Source organism: Feifania hominis (assembly GCF_014384765.1).
GTDB lineage: Bacteria > Bacillota > Clostridia > Oscillospirales > Feifaniaceae > Feifania > Feifania hominis.
The window spans coordinates 474,692-495,145 of sequence record NZ_JACRSP010000001.1 but is presented as its reverse complement, the minus strand read 5'-3'; the positions used below and the strand labels follow the sequence as shown (position 1 = coordinate 495,145).

Annotated in this window: 24 protein-coding genes; all 24 read right to left on the bottom strand. The window is 56.6% G+C overall.

Translation table 11 applies throughout. From position 1 onward, the window contains the following. Position 1: 1 nt before the first annotated feature. Complete coding sequence (gene xseB / locus H8695_RS02390; protein ID WP_249299274.1) at positions 2-235, bottom strand: exodeoxyribonuclease VII small subunit; 234 nt, start codon at positions 233-235, stop codon at positions 2-4. Then, complete coding sequence (gene xseA, locus H8695_RS02385) at positions 232-1,458, bottom strand: exodeoxyribonuclease VII large subunit (protein WP_249299273.1); 1,227 nt, start codon at positions 1,456-1,458, stop codon at positions 232-234. The genes xseB and xseA overlap by 4 nt, the downstream gene beginning before the upstream one ends. After that, positions 1,434-2,396: a tRNA (adenosine(37)-N6)-threonylcarbamoyltransferase complex transferase subunit TsaD gene (locus tag H8695_RS02380; protein ID WP_249299272.1), complete on the bottom strand. Its 963-nt coding sequence runs from the start codon at positions 2,394-2,396 to the stop codon at positions 1,434-1,436. Before H8695_RS02380 ends, xseA begins: the two co-directional genes overlap by 25 nt. Then, the gene (gene nusB, locus H8695_RS02375; RefSeq protein WP_249299271.1) at positions 2,396-2,857 is read right to left on the bottom strand and encodes a transcription antitermination factor NusB; all 462 of its coding nucleotides are present in this window, start codon (positions 2,855-2,857) and stop codon (positions 2,396-2,398) included. Before nusB ends, H8695_RS02380 begins: the two co-directional genes overlap by 1 nt. A gap of 112 nt (positions 2,858-2,969) precedes the next feature. Next, positions 2,970-3,353, bottom strand: a complete 384-nt coding sequence (locus H8695_RS02370) for an Asp23/Gls24 family envelope stress response protein (RefSeq protein WP_249299270.1) — start codon at positions 3,351-3,353, stop codon at positions 2,970-2,972. Positions 3,354-3,463: 110 nt separating this feature from the next. Then, the gene (locus tag H8695_RS02365; RefSeq protein WP_249299269.1) at positions 3,464-4,024 is read right to left on the bottom strand and encodes a SpoIIIAH-like family protein; all 561 of its coding nucleotides are present in this window, start codon (positions 4,022-4,024) and stop codon (positions 3,464-3,466) included. 13 nt (positions 4,025-4,037) lie between these two features. Further along, on the bottom strand, positions 4,038-4,583 hold the full coding sequence (locus H8695_RS02360; RefSeq protein ID WP_249299268.1) for a hypothetical protein: 546 nt from the start codon (positions 4,581-4,583) through the stop codon (positions 4,038-4,040). Between the two features lie 11 nt (positions 4,584-4,594). Beyond that, positions 4,595-5,077 (bottom strand): stage III sporulation protein AF, encoded by a 483-nt coding sequence (locus H8695_RS02355; protein ID WP_249299267.1) that lies wholly within the window; start codon positions 5,075-5,077, stop codon positions 4,595-4,597. Then, positions 5,077-6,210: a stage III sporulation protein AE gene (locus H8695_RS02350; RefSeq protein ID WP_249299266.1), complete on the bottom strand. Its 1,134-nt coding sequence runs from the start codon at positions 6,208-6,210 to the stop codon at positions 5,077-5,079. Before H8695_RS02350 ends, H8695_RS02355 begins: the two co-directional genes overlap by 1 nt. A gap of 13 nt (positions 6,211-6,223) precedes the next feature. Next, complete coding sequence (locus H8695_RS02345) at positions 6,224-6,607, bottom strand: SpoIIIAC/SpoIIIAD family protein (protein WP_249299265.1); 384 nt, start codon at positions 6,605-6,607, stop codon at positions 6,224-6,226. Between the two features lie 9 nt (positions 6,608-6,616). Further along, positions 6,617-6,811, bottom strand: coding sequence for a stage III sporulation protein AC (gene spoIIIAC, locus H8695_RS02340; protein WP_249299264.1), 195 nt, complete (start codon positions 6,809-6,811; stop codon positions 6,617-6,619). Between the two features lie 25 nt (positions 6,812-6,836). Next, positions 6,837-7,331, bottom strand: coding sequence for a stage III sporulation protein AB (locus H8695_RS02335; protein ID WP_249299263.1), 495 nt, complete (start codon positions 7,329-7,331; stop codon positions 6,837-6,839). Then, a complete protein-coding gene (locus tag H8695_RS02330; protein ID WP_249299262.1) occupies positions 7,261-8,259 on the bottom strand; it encodes a stage III sporulation protein AA in 999 nt (332 codons plus the stop codon). The genes H8695_RS02335 and H8695_RS02330 overlap by 71 nt, the downstream gene beginning before the upstream one ends. 143 nt (positions 8,260-8,402) lie before the next feature. After that, positions 8,403-8,852 (bottom strand): HD domain-containing protein, encoded by a 450-nt coding sequence (locus H8695_RS02325; protein ID WP_249299261.1) that lies wholly within the window; start codon positions 8,850-8,852, stop codon positions 8,403-8,405. A gap of 120 nt (positions 8,853-8,972) precedes the next feature. Continuing rightward, positions 8,973-10,403 (bottom strand): Asp-tRNA(Asn)/Glu-tRNA(Gln) amidotransferase subunit GatB, encoded by a 1,431-nt coding sequence (gene gatB, locus H8695_RS02320; protein WP_249299260.1) that lies wholly within the window; start codon positions 10,401-10,403, stop codon positions 8,973-8,975. 13 nt (positions 10,404-10,416) lie between these two features. Beyond that, positions 10,417-11,868, bottom strand: a complete 1,452-nt coding sequence (gene gatA / locus H8695_RS02315; RefSeq protein WP_249299259.1) for an Asp-tRNA(Asn)/Glu-tRNA(Gln) amidotransferase subunit GatA — start codon at positions 11,866-11,868, stop codon at positions 10,417-10,419. A gap of 1 nt (position 11,869) precedes the next feature. Then, entirely contained in the window at positions 11,870-12,157 is a 288-nt protein-coding gene (gatC, locus tag H8695_RS02310) for an Asp-tRNA(Asn)/Glu-tRNA(Gln) amidotransferase subunit GatC (protein WP_249299258.1), read from the bottom strand. Between the two features lie 2 nt (positions 12,158-12,159). After that, positions 12,160-14,148: an NAD-dependent DNA ligase LigA gene (gene ligA, locus H8695_RS02305; protein WP_249299257.1), complete on the bottom strand. Its 1,989-nt coding sequence runs from the start codon at positions 14,146-14,148 to the stop codon at positions 12,160-12,162. A 426-nt stretch (positions 14,149-14,574) separates the two neighbouring features. After that, positions 14,575-15,318: a sporulation protein YunB gene (yunB, locus tag H8695_RS02300; RefSeq protein WP_249299256.1), complete on the bottom strand. Its 744-nt coding sequence runs from the start codon at positions 15,316-15,318 to the stop codon at positions 14,575-14,577. Between the two features lie 195 nt (positions 15,319-15,513). Beyond that, on the bottom strand, positions 15,514-17,511 hold the full coding sequence (locus tag H8695_RS02295) for a bifunctional 4-hydroxy-3-methylbut-2-enyl diphosphate reductase/30S ribosomal protein S1 (RefSeq protein ID WP_249299255.1): 1,998 nt from the start codon (positions 17,509-17,511) through the stop codon (positions 15,514-15,516). Continuing rightward, the gene (locus H8695_RS02290) at positions 17,489-18,106 is read right to left on the bottom strand and encodes a lysophospholipid acyltransferase family protein (protein ID WP_249299254.1); all 618 of its coding nucleotides are present in this window, start codon (positions 18,104-18,106) and stop codon (positions 17,489-17,491) included. Before H8695_RS02290 ends, H8695_RS02295 begins: the two co-directional genes overlap by 23 nt. A gap of 2 nt (positions 18,107-18,108) precedes the next feature. Next, a complete protein-coding gene (gene cmk, locus H8695_RS02285) occupies positions 18,109-18,774 on the bottom strand; it encodes a (d)CMP kinase (RefSeq protein WP_249299253.1) in 666 nt (221 codons plus the stop codon). Between the two features lie 17 nt (positions 18,775-18,791). After that, entirely contained in the window at positions 18,792-19,205 is a 414-nt protein-coding gene (locus H8695_RS02280) for a HutP family protein (protein WP_249299252.1), read from the bottom strand. Continuing rightward, the gene (locus H8695_RS02275) at positions 19,198-20,436 is read right to left on the bottom strand and encodes a BaiN/RdsA family NAD(P)/FAD-dependent oxidoreductase (protein WP_488154041.1); all 1,239 of its coding nucleotides are present in this window, start codon (positions 20,434-20,436) and stop codon (positions 19,198-19,200) included. Before H8695_RS02275 ends, H8695_RS02280 begins: the two co-directional genes overlap by 8 nt. Positions 20,437-20,454 lie beyond the last annotated feature (18 nt).

The window sequence follows — 20,454 nt, the reverse complement described above, 5'->3', positions numbered from 1 at the left end:
CTCAGGCTTTCATCGCGGGAAATTCGCTCTCGACAACTTCCCCGGTCTCATCTTTTGTCAGCTGTACCACTTTCTGCTCTGCCTCGTCGAGGGCCTTGTTGCAAAAATTCGTCAAGGTGACCCCCTCCTCAAACAGGGCGAGAGACTCGGCGAGCGGACTGTCGCCCGCCTCCAGCTTTTTTAAAATCTCCTCCAGGCGGTTGATGGCCGCCTCAAAGGTCAACTCCTTACTCATAGTGTGCTTCCTTTCTCTTTGACAACACCTGTCATGTGGTATCTCACCCGCCCGTCTGACACGATGGTGGTGACTTCTGCGTTCTCCTCAAAGTCCTCGACCGACCGCAGCACCCGACCGCCGCTTCGCACAATGGCATAGCCGCGGGTGAGAATGGCGAGCGGACTGAGTGCATCGAGCTTTGATGCGATGCCGACAAACTGCTTGGATTTCTCGCCGAGAATGACTCTCAACTCCGCAATCAGACTCTTGGTCAGATGCATCACATTCATGCGCCGGTCGTCAATGCCGGCGCGCGGCGAGCGAAAAGCTCTGCTCTGCATCACAGAGCGCACCCGCTGGCGCTTTCGCTCAATGGCGCGGCGCTCATAGAGCGCCATACGCTCGGCGAGTGTTTTGAACTTCTGCTTGAGCTCCTGCGTCTCGGGTACGCAGAGCTCCGCCGCCGCCGAGGGGGTCGGCGCCCTGCGATCCGCGACAAAGTCGCAGATGGTAAAGTCGGTCTCATGGCCGACGGCAGAGATCACGGGTATGTGAGACGCCGCCACCGCCCGGGCGACCTGCTCGTTGTTGAATGCCCACAGATCCTCAATGGAGCCGCCTCCGCGTCCCATGATGATCACATCCACCCGGTCGGTCCGGTTGAAGTATTCCAGCGCCTCAATGAGTTGAGGCGGCGCGCCGTCGCCCTGTACCAGGGTCGGATAGATGTACACCTCGGCGAGGGGATAGCGGCGTCTTAAAATGTTCAGAATATCCCGCACGGCCGCTCCTGTCGCCGCCGTGATGACACCGACACGAACCGGCAGTTTCGGCAGAGGCCGCTTGCGGCGCTCATCGAAGAGCCCCTCGGCCTCAAGCTTCGCCTTGAGCTGTTCAAATGCGACATGAAGCGATCCGACACCGTCGGGCTGCATCTCCGCGATGTAGAGCTGATACTGCCCGTCGCGCTCAAAGACCGCCACCCGGCCGCCCGCAATGACTTTCATCCCGTTTTCCGGTTTGAATTTGAGACGGGAGGCATTGCCGGCGAACATCACTGCGCGAATCAGGCTCTTTTCGTCTTTTAGCGTCAAATAGAGGTGACCGGTCTTATAGTGGTTGGTAAAATTGGAGATCTCCCCCTTGACGAGCACCACGCCCAGCGCCTCGTCGCGGTCTATTAAGTTTTTGATATAGGCGTTGAGCTGTGAGACACTCACAACCGCACTTTCGTTTTGCATAGCTCCTCCCTGTTGAGCGCGCCCCAGAGCGCCACTCCCATCGCATTGTCGGCGGCATAGGCGCTCGGTGTGAAAACAGCCGGTAAATCTCCGCCGAGCAGCGCCTTGATTCGCGCGTTCGACATGACGCCGCCCGCGAAGACGACTTTTTTGACCTCCATATCTGAGAGCGCCTGTTTTGTCAGAGCCCGGATACTCTCTCCTATGCTGTCGAAGAGAAATTGAATCACTGCTGTCCGCCCGGCGCCCCTCGCAAGATGTTCGTGCGCCTTGTTCTCGAGTCCCGAGAGATGAAAGCCACCGTCGCGCAATGTGACAAGCGGCCGGAGTGTCTGCCCGTCGGGATTCTCGATGGCGTACTGCTCCATCTGAGCACCGCAGGGAAAAGAAAAGCCCATGGAAACGCCCAGCCGGTCGATGACCTGTCCCGCCGGGAGATCGAGCGTCCCCCCGAGCAGACTGATTTTGATTCGTTCGTCACCATCCGGCGTGACATGCAGAAGCTCCGTGGTACCGCCCGAGACATGAAAGGCCAAAAAGGGCTCGCGCAGCAGCGCAAGCGAATCGGCGCCGTAGAGCGCCGCTAGCACATGCCCCTTCTGGTGGGACGTCTCAAAGAGCGGCACGCACAAGGCGGCCGCGAGTGCTCTCGCATAGCCGTGACCCACGGTAAAGCAGGGCATGTAGGAACCCTCACAGTCCCGTGGGGCGCGTGACACACTGACGGCGTCCGGTCGGGCGCCGTCGCAAAGCAGTTCTTCCAGCAGCTCGGGCAGCTGCCGGTTATGCAAAAAAACAGCCTCGTTTTGACGCAAGCCTGTCTTTTCTCCCTCGACCGGCAGCAGCTTTCGCCGGCCGGTCATCCGGCCGCTGTCACTGTCGTATCTCGCCACGGAAGTGGTGTAATTACTGGTGTCAATTCCGAGGTAGCAGGCCATTACTCCCCCGCCTCGCCGACTGACGGCTCCTCTTTTTTCTCGGCCGCAGGCTCAAGGTCGGTCTTCGGGTTCTTCTTGGAAACCGAGCCCAAAATACCGTTGATGAAAGAGGCTGCGTCCTTTCCCTCGTAGAGCTTGGCGATCTCCACCGCCTCGTTGATTGCAACGGCATGGGAAATATCGTGCGAATAGAGCATCTCGTAGATGGCAAGCCGCGTGACGGCCAGCGCCACATGGGAGATGCGGTTGATCTTCCAGCCGATGGCGTTTTCCTTGATGATCTCATCAATTTGGTCCATGTTTTTCACAACGCCGTCAAAGGTCTCTCTGATGTAGGTGTCGTCGCAGAGCTCTCTCTCGGTCACCGCCATCTCATAGATCTGCTGCGGTGTCTTCTCCCGGTGAAAATCATACTCGTAGACGAGCTTGAACGTCTCGATTCTCGCTTCGGTGCGTTTCATACTTCCTCCATTGGCCGACAGGCCCTGTACATGTGGAAACATTATAATACAAATGCGCCGAAAAAGAAAGAAAAGAGTGCGTCACACGCACTCTTTTTTCCAAACAGCCGCCTCAGACCGTAGGCTCCGCCGGCTCTTCATTCAAATTGACACCCTGCACATAGACCGACACGTTGGTGACGGTGTAGCCGGTCATCTCCTCGACGGAGTTCTTGACCGCCTCCTGTACGGCAGTGGCAACATCCTGAATCTTTACGCCGAATTTCAGAACAATGTACGCCTCGATCGAAACATTGCCGCCGTCCACCGTGACGCGAATTCCCCTGCCGGTGTTCTTCTTGCCGCCGATGATTCCCTTGATGTTGATCTCGGCCGGGGCCTTGGCCGACATGCCGGCAACGCCCTTGACCTCACCGGCTGCAACGCCGGCAATGGTCGCAATGACATCATCGGATATTTTTACAGTGCCAACAGTACCGTTGTAATTCTGCTCCACGTTATTCACTCCTTTGCGATATGCCCAAAACAGTGTGGGACTGCCTCTATTATAGCATAGTTTCGGAAAAAATAAACCATTTCTTTTGCGGTGCCGGCACAGCCGCCGGGCTATTTGATCTCGACGATTTTGATCTGCTCGCCCGTAAGTTCGGTCTGGCCGAGCACAATCTCCTTGATCTGGGCCACCTCGCTGTCCACAAGCCCCTTTGTCTTGACAATGACGTGAATGCTGTCGGTGGACAGAACGGTGACACAGTCGTCAAATCCCTTTGCCTTTACAAGATTCTCGATTTTGCCCTCGGTTTCAACCGACTTTGCAATCTGCGAAATGTCGCTTGCCGCCTGCTTGCGGATATCCTCGGGGTTGTTCTTGTCCGCGGTGACCTCCTCGAGCAGAGCAAGTGCCTCATCACGGGTCTTCTGGCGGTTGAGCCGCGCCTCGGTGAAATATTCGTCAGATTCGACCGGCGCACTCACCTCGACGTCGACGCCGCCCTCACCGTTGACCAGCTTCGCCTCACCCAAATTCTTTGCCGTGGACTCGCTGTCCTCTGTGTCGGGCAGACCGAGCGGGTTGTCGGTGGTGTTAAATTTCCAGTTCAGAAATGCCGCCACACAAATTACCGCCACCAGTGATAAGAGAATGAGCTGCCTCTTTTTGAATGCCATGATTCGTTCCTCCTCAACTGTTCTTTTTGATTACGCAGACTCTGTTGGATGAAATATCATAGATTGTCGTCACCATCTCGACGATGCTGCTTTTGACATACGGGCTGTCTGCCCCCTCGCAGATGACCGCGACGCCCTGCACCTTGGGCTCGATCTGTTTGATGAGAATGGGAGCCTCAGCCCCGCTGCTGTCGCGTACGACAATGACCGTGTCCTGGGTGTCGTTTTTGTTCTCCGTTCGCCCCAACACGCCGTTTGTACTGTCTGAGAGCACATTTTGATTGACCCGTTGTTCGGTCGCATAGACATTCTCAACGCCGGTCGCGAGTGTGATCATGACTTCCGCCTTGCCAACGCCTTCCACATTGGAAATGAGCTTGAGAAGATCGCGCTCCATATCAGCTGCTGTCACGGTGCTCTGATCGCTCTGTTTGGGCTTTGAGGCCGGCCAGAACTCCGAGAGCAGAATCAGGGCAATGCCGATGAGTCCCAGAATCAGAAACAGCGTCAGACGCTTTCCCTTGAAGAGACGTGTCAGTCGGTCTTTCCAGTCTTCCATTCTTTTGCACCTCACTTCACTGTGATCACAATGTCCTCGCCGAGCTCCGCGCGCAGCACGGATGTCAGCTTTTCCATATCCTTTTCAAGATCGTCATGCTGCGAAATGACAACCTCGCTTAAATATATGAGATCGTTGTCCGCGAAATTCATTGTCACATCAATTACATTGATATTTTTCCCCAGTCTGGCCGACGCCAGAGTTTCAATCTGGTGAATCAGCTCGGTCCTTGTCAACTCAAGCACCTGCTGCCTTGTCTGGTCGCTCACACTCTGGGGAAGCTGCTCATAGGCGCCGGTCTGAATCTCATTTTTATAGTAGAGAGGCAGCCCCTTGAGCTTGGCGAGCGGCGCGAAGAGAATTGCCAGAAGAAAGAGCGCCGTCACGGTCTTCATGGTCTTCTGCATGCTCTGCGCCGGCACAAGCGCCTCAAGAAAGCCGACAATGATGGCCGCTGCCGCAACGGTGATACACCAGTCTTTTAAAAACGCCATCATGTCCCACCTCCCGTTGAGATGACCACTGCCACCGAGACGATGGCAAAGACCCCCTCACTGACCAGAATTGCCGTCAGAATACTCCAGATGTTGGACACGGAGTCGAGAAAATTCGAGACACTGCTCTGGCCGCTGATCTGCGCAACGGACGAGGAGAGACGAAAGCCGACATTGTACAGAATGACTCTTGCCAGAATCGGCAGCATGGTGTAGATGATGACCACAATGCCGAACACACCGCAGGTCGCCTTGATCACTGAGACACAGCCTGCCACCGTATCAAAGGCGTCTTTGAGTACGCCGCCGATGATGGGTACAAAACTCGAGAGCGCAAACTTGGCCGCGCGGCCCGTGATGTTGTCCGACGCTCCGGTGATCATTTTCTGAAGCGACAGCAGCCCGACGAGAATCGTCGTCGCAATCCCCATGCCCCACATGAGCGCCTTTTTGATAAAATTCATCAGCTCTTTGAGATTGAGTCTCGGGTTGACAGCCGAGATGAAACTCAGCGCAAAGTAGAAGTTGAGCGTGGGCAGAAAGACGGAGGTATTCAGCCAGGAGAGCAGATTGATCGCCGTCAGGATTGCCGGCGGCAGGATTCCCACCGATACCACTTCCCCGCCGGCTGCCATGGTGGCGGCCATCACCGGCATGAGTGTGGAGATGAACGCCGTGATGTCCTTTGTGGCGGTAAATGCGGCGCTGTATGCGCCCGAAATGATGCCGTATACCACAAGCGAGATGGTCAACACCGCGACCAGATTGAACGTTGGCACAATGGCGCTGCTGTGAAATGAGTCGCGAAGTCCCGCCAGCAGCAAAAAGACCAGAACCGCCACGAGCAGCACCGCACAGCCCGACAGACACTCGCCCAGTACGCCAAAGAGACCGTTTGTCAGAAGATTTAATACATTGTTCATGGACAGCAGGTTGAGCAGCCCGCTCGGGCTCACCTGCTCGCCGGAGAGCGACCCACGCGCAGCGTCAGGCGCGGCGTCGATCAGCTCGCTCACCCCGAAGCGGTCGGCGACATCCGAGTAGATCTCGTTGACATCGACTGCATGGGCTGTTAGGGAACACAGAAGCATCAGCACAACGGCCGCCGCCAAAAATCGAAACGCCTGTTTCATAACATCCTCTCATTTACAAAAGTCCTTTGATGACATCGAGCACCTGCTGCGCGAGCGGCAGCGAGACAATGAGGATCGAGACTTTGCCGAGCAGCTCGATCTTGCCCGCCATGGACCGCTCGCCCGTGTCAATGCAGAGATTGGAGGCAATCTCCGTGACAAAGGCAATCCCCAGAGCTTTCAAAAGCGGCTCGAGCTTGCCGCCCATTCCGCTGACAGAGTTTGCCGTGTCACTGATAAAACGAAAGAGCTTGAGTATGTCGGGCAGCGCCGTGAGCACCGCGAAGATGCAGACGGCGAGTCCGATGAGCACCGCATACTCCTTTTTGTAGTCGCGCAGTGTCAGTGAAATCAGCGCTGCTACGATGATGAAGCCGCACAGGGCAAAGATGTTCATGGTCTCCCCCTAGAGCCCAAACGTGCTCTGTATCATATCGAAGAGATACTTGATCTCCCGGATCACCATGAGCAGCACAACGATCAGGCCAGTCAGCGTCGTCATCAGCGCCTGTTCCTCCCGGCCGGCCTTGGTCAAAAGTTGATTTAAAACACTGACAATGATGCCGACTGCCGCGATTTTGAAGATGAGATTGACATCCATACTGTTGAGGCTCCTTTCCGTTTCGCTAAACCATCAGAATCGAGAGAAACACGCCCGACAACACACCGAGCGAGCGGTAGAGCTTGGCCTGTTTTTCGATAGCCGGCTCGAGCTCTTCCACGCGGCGCGCCAGCTCCGCCTCATACTTACCGCAGCGCGCCAGCTCCCCCACTGCATCGCTCTTGCCAAAGTCGGCGAAGAATTCCAAAATCAGATCGTGGTCCTCGTTTTTCAGGCATAGAGAATCCCGATTTTTCTCATAGTGAAGACGAAATCTCTCACTGTCGAAGGGCTTCGAAAGCTGCAAAAACCGAAGCGGCGCATACTTTTTTTCCTGCGCGCATCTCCCCAGCACCTCCGTGATGGGGCAGCGGCTGTAGGAGATCTCACGGCCTATCTTTGCAATCAGATCGGCGCACAGGCGCAGATCACGAATTCTCCTCTTGAGATCAGCGGACAGCGCCGATCCGGCAAATGTGGTTGTCAATAGAATCAGACACATTCCCACCATTTTGAACATCGTCGCTCCTCCAGTCCCAGATGGCGTCAACGACACCGGTCTTTTTGTTGTTAAGCTTTATGACTTTACAGATCGCGCTGCTCCCCAATAGAGCTCTCAGCGGCGGCCTGCGCCAAAGCTCTTCCCAGGAGCCGGCGTGACAGGTGGTGAGTACCGGCACACCGGCATTGAGAGACTGCAAAACCGCCTCGACTTCCCCCATGGAGCCGATTTCGTCAAAGGCGATAACCTCCGGTGAGAGATTCCGTATGGCGTATTCGCACCCGATGGCTTTCGGAATCGCATCGAGCACATCGGTGCAGGGGCCGATATCACTGCAGGCAGCACCGCCTCGCATCGCCGCAAGCTCGCCGCGCTCGTCCACGACGGCGACGCGGAGTCCGCGGCAGCTCACCGTGCGAATGAGATCGCGCAGCAGCGTCGTCTTTCCCATCTTCGGCGGGGAGACAATGAGTGTGCCGACCACGGTACCATCCGGGTAGAGCCGCTCAAAGAGCTGCTCGCCCGCGCCGCGAATCTCACGCGCAAAGCGAAGGCACAGAGAGCTGATGTTGCGAAAGCCGACCACTCTGCCTGCCTCGACGACAGCACTGCCCGCAATGCCGACCCGGTTGCCGTTCTTGACAGTGACAAAGCCTCTGGCAATATCCTCCTGAAAGGTGTAAACCGAGTTTTCACAGGCGCGCAGATAGCACTGTTCAAGCTCCTGCGGCGTGAGACACACCGCGCGCGAGGCGTCGTAGGTGATCTCGGCGTCCTCACTGATAAAATAGTTGTGGCCCGCAAGAGTCAGTGACACAGGGCGCTGTGCCCGTAGGCGGATCTCCTCGAGCGCCTCGAGCGGCTCGCTTCCGATGTGTTCAATCAAAGCCGACACGCGCGGCGGCAGCAGAGAAAACAGCTCTCTTCTTCTCTCACGTCCCGTCATGTTTCCATCTCCTTTTTTCTGTATATCCTATTGGGCTTTGTCCACTTTTAGAACAAAAAAACCACCCGGCTTCTTGCCGGGTGGTCTGATGGATACCTGGGACAGCTACCGAAAAAGAGTAATCCATTTCATTACTCACTTCATTAGTCCGTGTCACTACCCTCCAAAATTGCTCTTACTTTGCTATACTTTTCCCGCCGTAGAATAAACTGCGCTTCTTCCACATCTTTACAGCCGGAAAACCGACTCTCGTCGGCGTTATGGGCCAGATCAGCCAGTTTTACTGCCTTTGCCACCGGATTTTTACAAATTGCTCGTACATAGTCAAAATAATCCATATCTACTGTATGCGTCAGCAGACGCAAGGCCTCTACAATCTCCTTTGGGAACTCCTGAGCCAGTTCCTGCAAGGTTACATCAGTATCCTCTGCTACATCGTGAAGCAGAGCCACGCAGATGGTCACTTCGTCTGTCATCTGCTCTGCCAGATGATAGGGATGGAAGATATAGGGCTGGCCACTTTTGTCAGTCTGGCCCTGATGAGCAGCATAGGCAATGCGCATTGCCTTATTCGTCAAAGGTGTATAAATCATCTCGTGGCCTCCAGGTTTAAACCATCAGCAATGAATTTCATATCTTTCAAGCAAACCAGGTCCCGGTTTGCACCAGGACCTGATTGACTCCAACGCCAAAGGCGCTCTCTTTTCTATTTGTCAGTCCAGCGCCTCGCGCAGGAGTTTGTTGAGAATCTGGGGATTACCCTGCCCTTTTGAGCGACGCATACACTGTCCGACAAGATAGCCCAGAGCATTCGATTTTCCGTTTTTGTAGTCGGCGACCGACTTCTCATTTTCCGCGATCACCTCGGCGACCAGTGCCTTGAGAGCCGACTCATCGTTGACCTGGCCAAGTCCCTCGGCTTCAACGATCTTCCCGGCGGCCTCTCCGGTCTCAAAAATGCGCGCGAGAACGGTTTTGGCCGCGGTATTTGAAATAGTGCCCGCATCAATCAAATGAATCATATCCACGAGATTTTGGGCCGTCAGTCGGGTCTCGCCGATCTCCCGGTCGTTTTCGTTGGTGTATTTGAGAATGTCGCCGAGCATCCAGTTGCACACGGACTTTGCCGCCGCCTTGTCGAGCGCCGTACACTCCTCAAAGAAGCGCGAGCGGGCAATGCTCGCCGAGAGCATATCCGCCTCGTATTTGGTCAGCCCGTATTCCGACTGGAAGCGCAGGCTCTTTGCAATGGGCAGCTCCGGAATCTCCGAGCGGATGCGCTCGATCTGCTCTTCGCTGACGACAATGCGCGGCAGATCCGGCTCCGGGAAATAGCGGTAGTCGTGAGCGTCCTCCTTGCTGCGAAGCGGCATACTCACGCCGCGCAGATCGTCCCAGCGCAGAGTCTCCTGATCGATTTTTCCGCCGTCGTCGAGGATGGCAGCCTGGCGCTTGATCTCGTATTCAATGCCGCGCGCCGCAGCGCGGAAGGAATTGACATTTTTCATCTCGCAGCGGGTGCCGAACTTCTCCTCTCCCTTTGGGCGCAGTGAGACGTTGACATCGCAGCGCAGCGAACCCTCCTGCATTTTGCAGTCGGACACGTCGATGTACTGGAGAATGGAGCGGATGGCCTCCATATAGGCCTTGGCCTCCTCAGCGCTGCGCATATCCGGCTCAGACACAATCTCGATCAGCGGTACACCGCAGCGGTTGTAGTCGACCAGCGACCCCGAAAAGACGTCGTCGTGCAGCAGCTTTCCGGCGTCCTCCTCAATGTGAATGCGCGTGATGCCAATGCGCTTGGTCTCCCCCTCGACCTGGATTTCAATGTAGCCGTTTTCGCACAGCGGGATATCATACTGGGAGATCTGATAGGCCTTTGGCAGATCGGGATAGAAGTAATTTTTGCGGTCCTGCTTGGTGAAGCGGTTGATGGTGCAGTTCGTCGCAAGGCCCATCTTTACCGCATACTCAATGACCTTTTCGTTGAGAATCGGCAGCGTCCCCGGCATACCCGTACAGACCGGGCAGCAGTGAGTGTTGACCTCCGCGCCGAATTTGGTGGAACAGCTGCAGTATATCTTGGACTCGGTCGAGAGTTCCGCGTGAATCTCAAGACCGATAACCGGTTCGTAAATCATCTTCGCTACCCCCTTACAGTTTCGGCTGCACAAAGCCGATGCCGGTGTTCTTCTCAAAGCCGTAGGCGGCGCTCAGCAGCGTGGGCTCGGAGAACTTGCTGCCAATGAGCTGAATGCCGACCGGCAGGCCGTTTTTGTCCATCCCGCCCGGAATGACCATGGCCGGAAGCTCCGCGATGTTGATTGAGATGGTGCAGATGTCGGCCATGTACATGGCGATGGGGTCGTCGGTCTTCTCTCCGAGTCGGAAAGCCGTGGTGGGGGTCGCCGGAGTGAGCAGCACGTCGAAGCGGTCAAAGGCGTTCTGATAGCTCTCAATGAGCTTGCGGCGCACTTTCTGCGCACGCTTGTAGTAGGCGTCGTAGTAACCGGAACTCAACACATACGTGCCAAGCATGATGCGACGCTTGACCTCATCGCCAAAACCCTGCGTACGGGTTTTGAAGTAGAGATCGACAAGATCCTCGTAGTGTTCTGCACGAAAGCCGTATTTGACACCGTCAAAGCGGGCAAGATTGCTGCTCGCCTCAGCGGATGAGATGATGTAGTAAGTCGGCAGCGCGTACTCACTCATGGGAATCGACACCTCGTCGACCTTTGCTCCGAGCTGTTCGTAGCGCTTGGCGGCGCCGAGCACCATGTCGCGCACCTCGGGATCAATGCCGTCGCCGAAGAAGTCCCGCGGCAGCCCGATGCGAAGTCCGCTGACGTCCTCATTGAGCCGCTCCACCTGCGCCGCGCCCTCGCTGGTCGCATCCATGGGGTCGGCGCCGATGATGGCGTTATAGAGCATTGCCACATCTTCAACCGAGCGCCCCATGGGGCCGATCTGATCGAGGGAGGAGGCAAAGGCGATCAGTCCATAGCGCGAGACCGCGCCGTAGGTCGGCTTGAGCCCCACGATACCGCACAGCGAAGCCGGCTGGCGGATGGAACCGCCGGTATCGGAGCCGAGCGCGAGCACAGCCTCGCAGGCCGCAACCGCCGCCGCGGAACCGCCGGAGGAGCCGCCCGGTACGCGAGTGAGATCATGGGGATTCTTCGTCTTCTTGAAGTGGGAGTTCTCGCAGGAGGAACCCATGGCAAACTCGTCCATATTTACCTTGCCGAGCGGAACCATATCCTGTGCTAAGACTTTCTGATAGGCCGTGGCGCTGTAGGGTGGTACAAAATTGTAGAGCATCTTGGAGGCGCAGGTCGTGAGTGTCCCCTCGGTGCAGATGTTGTCTTTGATTGCAATGGGAATTCCCGCGAGTTTTGAGAGCTTGTCCCCGGCCGCACGGCGCTCATCCACGCGGCGCGCCGCGGCAAGCGCCTGCTCCTCAGTGAGTGTGAGATAGGCCTCCACCCGGTCCTCCACGTCGTGAATGCGGGAGAATACGCTCTTGCAGAGCTCCTCGGCGGAGAGTTCTCTTTTTTCCAGCAGCACCGAGAGCTCGGCAGCCGTCAACTTAAATGCTTCCATGTCAGTCCTCCTCCACCACTTTCGGCACGACAAAGCAGCCTGCCTCTTTTTGGGGTGCGTTCTGAAGAATTTTCTCCCGCGGGAAAGAGGGCTTTACCTCATCGGCACGCGGCTGCATCACCCTGCCGGACAGAGAGAGGTCCACGTCGTCGAGATTCAGGTTCTGAAGCTGCCCGACCATCTCCACGATGCTGTCCATATCGCGGGAGAGCCGCTCAAACTGCGCCTCGTCTATTTCCAGACGCGCCAGCTTTGCGATGTGCATGATCTCGCTTGCACTGATTGCCATATTCATTCCTCCGTCATCTTTTTCAGCGCCGCTTCGTCGATTACCGGTATTCCAAGCTCATTGGCCTTTTTGAGCTTGCTGCCGGCATCCTCGCCCGCGAGCACATAGCTTGTCTTTTTGGAAACACTGCCGGCCGTCTTGCCGCCGAACGACTCGATGAGCTGTGTCGCCTGCGCGCGCGTCATGGTCGGCAGTGTGCCGGTGAGTACAAAGGTCTGTCCCGCAAAGCGGGTATCCAGAACCGTCTCGGTGCTCTCTAAGTTTACACCGGCCGCCGTCAGCTTTTCAATCATTTTTATTGTTTGCGGGTGCGAAAAGTAGGCGACAACGCTCTCGGCCATAATGGCGCCGATCTCGTCGACCGACTCGAGTTCTTCCGCCGTAGCGGCGCGTATGCCATCGAGCGTGCGAAAACGTGCGGCGAGAAGCTTGCCCGCTTTCTGCCCGATGTGGCGGATGCCGAAGCCGAAGAGCAGCCGCGACAGATCATTTTTCTTGCTGCGCTCCAGCGCGGCAAGCAGATTTTCAGCGGATTTTTTGCCCATGCGCTCGAGCGTGAGAAGTTCCTCGGCGTCAAGCGAATAGAGATCGGCGACGGATTTGACCAGTCCCCTGTCGACCAGCTGTTCCACAATCGCGGGGCCGAGGCCGTCTATGTCCATCGCGTCGCGCGACGCGAAGTGGACGACACTCCGCACAAGCTGGGCCGGGCAGGCGCCGTTGGTGCAGCGGACAGCCGCCTCCTCAGGATCGCTCCACACCGGCTCCCCGCAGGAGGGGCAGCGCTCCGGCATGACGAATGGCCGCTCTTCGCCGGTGCGCTTGGCAAGCTCCACCTCCAACACCTCGGGGATGATCTCGCCCGCCTTGCGCACAAGTACCGTATCGCCGATGCGAATGTCCTTGTCCGCGATAAAGTCGCGGTTGTGCAGCGTTGCCGCCGAGACGGTCGTACCCGCCAGCCGCACGGGCTCCAGGACGGCCTGCGGCGTCAGAACGCCGGTTCGCCCGACATTGACTGTGATATCCAAAATCCTTGTGGGCTTGACCTCTGGCGGGAACTTGAACGCGGTCGCCCATTTGGGGAACTTGGAGGTACTGCCAAGTTCCTCGCGCAGCGCAAACTCATTGACCTTGACCACCGCCCCGTCGATGTCGTAGGGCAGCGCAAAGCGCTGCTCGCCAATCTCGTGAATGCGGCGCAACACCGCCTCAATGTCTCCGGTCGGCTCCCACTCTGTGATGGTGCGAAACCCGAGCCGCTTGAGATAGCACAGCGCCTCATAGTGGGTGGAGAGAGCGACCCCTTCCAGCTGCTGAATGTTGAAGACAAAAATGCTCAGGTTGCGAGAGGCGGTCACGCGGGAGTCCAGCTGGCGCAGTGAGCCTGCCGCCGCATTGCGCGGATTGGCAAAGAGCGGCTCACCCGCCTCTTCACGGATCACGTTGAGCCTCTCAAAGGACTCGCGCGGCATAAAGACCTCGCCGCGGACTTCGAGATAGGATGGTTTCTCGGTGAGTACCAGCGGAATTGCCCGGATGGTCTTGAGATTCTGTGTGATGTCCTCGCCGACCTCTCCGTCGCCGCGGGTCGAGCCTCGCACAAACTGACCGTCCCGATATTCAAGCGATACCGACAGGCCGTCAATTTTATACTCCACGACATAGGTCGGCTCACCTGTTTTGCGCACGCTCTCGTCAAAGTCGCGGATCTCGTCGTCCGAGAAAGCGTTTTGCAGGCTCTCCATCTTAACTGTGTGCGTCACGGTCTCAAAGCCCTTTGAAACTGCGCCGCCGACCCGAACTGTCGGCGAGAGCGGACTCTGATACTCCGGATACTCCCGCTCGAGCTGCTCGAGAGAGCGCAGCATGGAGTCGTATTCGTAATCGCTGATTTCGGGGTTATCTTCGACATAGTACTTACGGCTGTGATAGAGCAGCGCCTCCCGCAGACGCTCAATTTCCTCTTTGACCCTCTGTTTATCGGTCACAAAACATCCTCCCTGTTTCAAGGCCCAAATTTAATACAATACTGCGGCTATCATACCACGGCTGCGAAGCGGTTATGGTATGATACGGCTATGTTTCTGCCGTCCCGCAGGGAATTGCCCCGCAAGGGGCGAGAAAAATGGCCTGAATTCCATATAATAGCCGCTCTGCGGTTATGATACCATGAGCGCAAAACGATCATGGTATCATGTGGCCATGTTTTTCGGTTGCCCCGTAAGGGGCGAGAAAAACGGCCTGAATTCTATATAATAGCCGCTCTGCGGTTATTATACCATGAGCGCAAAGCGATCATGGTATCATGTGGCCATGTTTTTCGGTTGCCCCGTAAGGGGCGAGAAAAACGGCCTGAATTCCATATAATAGCCGCTCTGCGGCTATTATACCACACTCTGTCAGCATTTAAAATGCTACTCGGCAATGTTCGCGTTCCAACCATAGTCGTTGATATCGCCTACCATATTCTCCTTAGATGTGTCAACATTGGTGTAGTATTCCGGTACGGTTCCGACAATGACGGTCTCGGCGATGCAGATCGAGGTTGTGACTTCCGATGTCACGGAGGATATCGGCATCAAAATGCCCACGCTTGCATGGACGTTGAGCATGATCTGGTGACGGGTCTGATTGATGCCCCCCGAGGAAAAGACGTTCTCGATATCGGTTGTCACGGTTCCAAAGGGCACCATCCTCAAATTGATTCTGGGGCCCCGCCCCGATAGCAGCTCACCGTTGATGATGTTTCCGAGCGGAATGGATATGACGGTCTCGTCAATCTGCAGCTTTTTCAAAATCGCTTCGGAGAGTGTCGCCTTGAGCTGGTTGATCTTGATGACGTTGGTCTTGAGCGCCGTGATGTCCCCATCCTTGTTGGTCTCCAAAGTCACAAGCTCCTCATATTCCACGCCGTTTGCAGCAAGCTCCTCGTTGACCGCCTCACTGATGGAGCGCACCGCAATGGCCTGTGCGCGGTTCCCCGCCACGTCAATGACCATGGGCCGCAGCTTCCGGTCAGTCAGATATAGGCCAAGGTAAAACACCGCAACCAGGATGCAGAGTGTCACCAGTATGTTTTTCAACACCGAAAGCGCGCTCTTTGGCGGCCGCGGGCGGCGCTGCTTTGCCGTATTTTTGAAAAAACGCTCCGTTGCCATCTGTTGTCACCCATTGCCCTTTCTATCGGCTTTTGCGGCCGCGTGATCCATTCGGCGTCTTTCGGCGCTCTCTTTTGTCGAATGGCGTCGCCCACGCAAAAAACCGCATCTACCCTATCCTATGGCATTGGAAGCAAAAAGGTGACCAAAAGAAAAAAGAGGAGTGCAAAAAACACTCCTCTTTGAATGAGCTATTTACTCCTGTACGGGCTCCTCGGTGGAGGCGACAACCTCAAGCGTCTCCTCAACGGGGGCCTCTGGCTCCATTGCCGCTGTGATGGAGAGATTGACCTTTTTGTTCTCGTGATCAATCGAGACGATCTTTACCTTGACGATCTGGCCAATCTCCAGAACGCTTGCGGGCTTGTCGATCTTCTGGCGGGCAATCTGCGAGATGTGAATCAGGCCGTCAATACCGGGAATGACTTCGGCGAATGCGCCGAAAGGCATGAATTTGACCACCTTGACGTCGATCACATCGCCCTCTTTGAATTCGCTTTCAAACTTCAGCCACGGATTGTCAGACTGCTTTTTGTAGCCGAGAGAAATCCGGTTTTTCTCCTGATCCAGATCGAGGATATAGACCTCAACCTCATCGCCGATCGCCAGTACGTCAGACGGATGTTTGACGCGGCTCCAGCTGAGCTCGGAAATGTGAACCATACCGTCGATTCCGCCGAGGTCGACGAAAGCGCCGTAGGAGGTCAGCGACTTAACAGTGCCCTGATAGACCTTACCCACTTCAGCCTCCGCCCAGAACTTGTCATAGGCGGCCTTTCTCTCCTCGCGGGTGACCGCGCGCACCGAGCCGATCACGCGGCGGCGGCGGCGATTGATCTCAAGAATCTTAAAGCGGACAGTCTTGCCGACGAGATCCTCGTGGGTGGACTCTCTCGAGCCCGGCAGCTGAGAGGCCGGAACGAACACACGAATGGAGTTGTACAGCACGATCGCGCCGCCCTTGATGACCTCGGTGAGTGTTCCCTCGAAGATGGTGCCCTTTTCCACGGCGTCCTCGATCTCATCCCAGCCTTTGATGGCGTCAATGCGCTTTTTCGAGAGCATGATGGTGCCCTCAACGTCGTTGACGCGCACGACAAAGACCTCGATCTCATCGCCGATCTTCACCAGATCGTGCGGGTCGGCGGAGGGATTGTCGCTGAGCTCCGACACCGGAATGTAGGCGGCCTGTTTGGTGCCCAAATCAACCTGTACCTCTGTCGGCGAAATGCCGCAGACGACGCCGTGTGCCCGATCCCCTGTATTTAAAGTAAAGAAAGATTCCTCCAGTGCCTGCTCAAAACTGATCTCCTCATTCGAGTTTTGCAGCATTTCTTTGTTTGTCTCCTCCATGGTTTGAATAGCCTCCTTTATTATGTATGCCGGAGTCGATGCACCGGCCGTGATGCCAATCATCTGATATGGTGCAAGCTCCTGCGCCGGAATCTCAGATATCTGCTCGCAAAAGTAGGTGTGCGAGCAGACCTCGCGGCAGAGCTCATAGAGTCGGTTTGAGTTGGAACTCTCGCTGCTTCCCAGCACAATCATGGCGTCACATTCACTCGCCAGGCGCACAGAATCAGCCTGTCTCAAATATGTCGCATTACATATTGTATCAGAAACAATTAAATTTGTATAGACTTTTTCGCCATATTCGGAACATTTCTGCCACACGTCGCCCTTGAGTGTCGTCTGGGCAACCATGAGTGCGGGAGCGGTGCAAAGCCCCGGTATATCGGCGCTCAGAGCCTGCAGCTGCTCCAGATCTTTTACCACAAAACTCCTGCCGCAGTGGCCGACGATTCCCTGCACCTCCGGATGGTCGGCATGACCCACAATGAGAACGGTTCTGCCCTCTTTCGAGGCCTGTGACACGAGACGGTGAATCTTCTGCACAAAGGGGCATGTCGTGTCAACCGTGCGCACACCGCGGCGCTCACACTCATCAAAAACATCTCTTGGTACCCCGTGCGCCCGTATGACCAGAACAGAGCCCGGAGCCGCCTGCTGCGGTGTGTCTACCACACGGACGCCGCGCTGCTCCAAATCCCGGATGACAGACTTGTTGTGAATGACGGGGCCGAGTGTGCAGATATCTCGCTCCCCCGTCTCCAGCAGCCCATAGACCATATCAACCGCCCGGCGTACACCGAAGCAGAAGCCCGCTGATTCAGCAAGTCTGACGCTTCTCATAGTTTTTCTCCGACAGATTTTTGATGATCTCCGAGAGCTTCTCGGTCGCCATGGTCAAATCCTGCTTGTTTCCGCTTGTCATCCCAAGCTCCTGAGTCGTAATCGGTCTGCCGAAGCGAATCTCGGTTCTGTGCCACGGCCGGATGCGGTAGTCTTCGGCATACATGCCAAACGGCACAATTACTGCCCTGGTCTTAAAAGCCAGATTGATCGCGCCGGTTTTAAACTCCAGCGCGTTGTCATTCTCATGGGTCCGGGTTCCCTCCGGAAAGATACCGAGCACTTCTCCGTTTTTCAATATGGAGATGGCCTTTTTGAGCGCGGTGATGTCCGCGCGGCCACGGTCGATGGGAAAGGCACCCATGTTGCGGATAAACCAGCCGACAATCGGGTTGCGGTAGAGTTCACTCTTGGCCATAAAGCGCACGTGGCGCTTGAGCGCAAGGATCACAAACGGGCCATCAAAGCCGGAGATGTGCTTGCCGCAGACGACCACCGGCCCCTCTTTCGGAAAGGGGTGCTCATAGAATGCTTTGATCCGGTAGACCAGGTAAAAATAGGGTTTCAGCAGTGCCTTGAAAAAGGAATAAAACATGATTACAGCCTGTCCTTGATGGTTTTTTTGATGATCGCCACTGATTTTTCCAGCTCGTTTCCGGTGGTATCGATGACGACTGCGTCCTCAGCCGCCCGCAGCGGAGCGACCGCACGGTGGGAATCGTTGTAGTCCCGCTCGGCAATGTCGCGCAGAATCTGATCAAAGTCCACGCTCTGGCCCCTCTGACGCAGCTCTTCAAAGCGGCGGCGTGCACGATCCTCCGTAGAGGCTGTCAGGAAGATCTTGATGTCGGCGTGCGGCAGCACCACGGTGCCGATGTCCCGCCCGTCCATGATGACGTCCTGCCGTGCCGCTATGTCCCGCTGCAGAGCGAGCAGAAATTGCCGCACCTCGGGGATGGCGGATACGCTTGAAGCGTACTTTGAAATCTCGTGCTCGCGAATCTCCTGCGAGACGTCTTCGCCGTTGAGATAGACCCGCTGCGCGCCATCCTCGTGGCGCAGGGCAATTTGAATACGCGGCAGCAGCGCCGTGACTTTCTCCCCGTCTGTCGGGTCCGCACCACAGCGTCGAGCGAACAGACCGATGGCCCGGTAGATCGCGCCCGTGTCAATATAAGTAAAGTGCAGATCCGCCGCCACCAGCTTTGCAATGGTGCTCTTGCCTGCGCCCGACGGTCCGTCAATGGCAATGTTAATGGGCATGTGATTTCCCTCCCTGTTCAGATGACCCGATGGCCGATTCCGATGGAGACCTCATTGAGATGAAGCAGGCCAATTCCGAAGAAGACAGCGACGCTGATGTGCTCCCCCGCGCGGGCAATGCCGATCTTGCCGCCCACATTGAGGCCAATGGCCTTGTTCATAATCTGGGCTACGGCCTCTCTCGCAGCGCCGGCCGCGGCGCCCTCCTCCATATGGGTCTCGGCGATGATGCCCTCACGCTTGGCCGCCACGACCGCGCGCTCAATGATTTTGTTGATCGACGGAATGAACTCGCCGCCGAAATCCGCTGCGGCCGCCCGAAAGCCGGCCGTCAGCGCCTGTTCCTTGATGGCGCGCTCCTCTTCGCGGGAGCTGCTGATCGCCATTTTGATCGCGATGCACGCGACATCTTTGCTGCCGATCTCACTCATCCTGTGTCCCCTCTCTGACGCTGCGGCCCGCGAGCCGTCCGGTCGAAAACGCAATCTGTAAATTGAAGCCGCCGGTGTAGCCGTCGACATCCAGAACCTCACCCGCGAAATAGAGCCCGCGCACCAGCTTAGACTCCATGGTGCTGGGGTTGAGTTCTCTGACGTCGATACCGCCCGATGTGACAATGGCCTCCTCAATCGGTCGAAACGAACTCACCGTGAGCGGAAAAGCTTTCATCAGCTCAACGAGCGCTCTGCGCTCAGCCCTGGTCACGGCATTTGCCTGTTTGTCCGGCGCGATACCCGAGAGTTTTACCACAACGGGAATCATACTGCTGGGCAGAAGTTTGACAAGACAGTTGCGAAATTCTCGGTTTTTAAACAGCTCAAAATCACGCAAAATTCGCCTGTCCAGTGTATCAGAATCGAGCGCGGGTTTCAAGTCGATCACAAGCCGGTAACGGCCGTTTTCCATCTCGCGCATATGAGAACTCGCACTGAGCGCAAGCGGACCCGATACGCCGAAATGGGTGAAGAGCAGCTCGCCGAGCTCCTCGAAGATCACCCTGTTCTTCCGGCCGTCGATCACCCGGAGCGTAACATTGCGCAGAGACAGCCCCATCATGTCGGCCGGGTAATGCTCGAGCGTATTCAGCGGCACAAGCGACGCCTTGGGCGGCACAATCGCATGGCCGGCCTCCCGGGCAAAGTCATAGCCGTCTCCGGTCGAGCCCGTCTCCCGATAGGAGAGACCGCCCGTCGCGACAATGACATCGTCGGCCGGGAGCTCTTCCCCTGTGCTGAGCACGACGCCCCGGATTCGGCCGTCGCGCACAATGAGATGCGCCGCCTGGGCCTTTTTTATGTCTGCCCCGGCCCACTCGACATAGGCGCGAAGCGCGTTTCGGATGTCTGCCGCGCGATCCGACTGCGGAAAAACACGCGCGCCCCGCTCGGTTTTGAGCGGGACGCCGAGCTCTTCAAAGAAAGCCATGGTATCGGCGGGCGAAAAGCGGCTCAGCGCACTGTAGAGAAAGCGCGCATTGACCGGAATGTTTTTGAGAAACGTATCCCGATCGCAGTTGTTTGTGACGTTGCAGCGGCCCTTGCCCGTGATGAGCAGCTTGCGCCCCACAACGTCGTTTTTCTCCAGCAGGCAGACTTCGTGACCCTGCTGTGCGGCGGCACCCGCCGCCATAAGACCGGCGGGGCCCCCGCCGATGACGATCACCTTATGCAAGCGAACACT

What these genes read in the sequence shown, in the direction of transcription:
- xseB (WP_249299274.1), bottom strand. Translation starts at nt 235, where the DNA reads ATGAGTAAGGAGTTGACCTTTGAGGCGGCCATCAACCGCCTGGAGGAG.
- xseA (WP_249299273.1), bottom strand. Translation starts at nt 1,458, where the DNA reads ATGCAAAACGAAAGTGCGGTTGTGAGTGTCTCACAGCTCAACGCCTAT.
- H8695_RS02380 (WP_249299272.1), bottom strand. Translation starts at nt 2,396, where the DNA reads ATGGCCTGCTACCTCGGAATTGACACCAGTAATTACACCACTTCCGTG.
- nusB (WP_249299271.1), bottom strand. Translation starts at nt 2,857, where the DNA reads ATGAAACGCACCGAAGCGAGAATCGAGACGTTCAAGCTCGTCTACGAG.
- H8695_RS02365 (WP_249299269.1), bottom strand. Translation starts at nt 4,024, where the DNA reads ATGGCATTCAAAAAGAGGCAGCTCATTCTCTTATCACTGGTGGCGGTA.
- H8695_RS02360 (WP_249299268.1), bottom strand. Translation starts at nt 4,583, where the DNA reads ATGGAAGACTGGAAAGACCGACTGACACGTCTCTTCAAGGGAAAGCGT.
- H8695_RS02355 (WP_249299267.1), bottom strand. Translation starts at nt 5,077, where the DNA reads ATGGCGTTTTTAAAAGACTGGTGTATCACCGTTGCGGCAGCGGCCATC.
- H8695_RS02350 (WP_249299266.1), bottom strand. Translation starts at nt 6,210, where the DNA reads ATGAAACAGGCGTTTCGATTTTTGGCGGCGGCCGTTGTGCTGATGCTT.
- H8695_RS02345 (WP_249299265.1), bottom strand. Translation starts at nt 6,607, where the DNA reads ATGAACATCTTTGCCCTGTGCGGCTTCATCATCGTAGCAGCGCTGATT.
- spoIIIAC (WP_249299264.1), bottom strand. Translation starts at nt 6,811, where the DNA reads ATGGATGTCAATCTCATCTTCAAAATCGCGGCAGTCGGCATCATTGTC.
- H8695_RS02335 (WP_249299263.1), bottom strand. Translation starts at nt 7,331, where the DNA reads ATGTTCAAAATGGTGGGAATGTGTCTGATTCTATTGACAACCACATTT.
- H8695_RS02330 (WP_249299262.1), bottom strand. Translation starts at nt 8,259, where the DNA reads ATGACGGGACGTGAGAGAAGAAGAGAGCTGTTTTCTCTGCTGCCGCCG.
- H8695_RS02325 (WP_249299261.1), bottom strand. Translation starts at nt 8,852, where the DNA reads ATGATTTATACACCTTTGACGAATAAGGCAATGCGCATTGCCTATGCT.
- gatB (WP_249299260.1), bottom strand. Translation starts at nt 10,403, where the DNA reads ATGATTTACGAACCGGTTATCGGTCTTGAGATTCACGCGGAACTCTCG.
- gatA (WP_249299259.1), bottom strand. Translation starts at nt 11,868, where the DNA reads ATGGAAGCATTTAAGTTGACGGCTGCCGAGCTCTCGGTGCTGCTGGAA.
- gatC (WP_249299258.1), bottom strand. Translation starts at nt 12,157, where the DNA reads ATGGCAATCAGTGCAAGCGAGATCATGCACATCGCAAAGCTGGCGCGT.
- yunB (WP_249299256.1), bottom strand. Translation starts at nt 15,318, where the DNA reads ATGGCAACGGAGCGTTTTTTCAAAAATACGGCAAAGCAGCGCCGCCCG.
- H8695_RS02295 (WP_249299255.1), bottom strand. Translation starts at nt 17,511, where the DNA reads ATGAGAAGCGTCAGACTTGCTGAATCAGCGGGCTTCTGCTTCGGTGTA.
- H8695_RS02290 (WP_249299254.1), bottom strand. Translation starts at nt 18,106, where the DNA reads ATGTTTTATTCCTTTTTCAAGGCACTGCTGAAACCCTATTTTTACCTG.
- cmk (WP_249299253.1), bottom strand. Translation starts at nt 18,774, where the DNA reads ATGCCCATTAACATTGCCATTGACGGACCGTCGGGCGCAGGCAAGAGC.
- H8695_RS02280 (WP_249299252.1), bottom strand. Translation starts at nt 19,205, where the DNA reads ATGAGTGAGATCGGCAGCAAAGATGTCGCGTGCATCGCGATCAAAATG.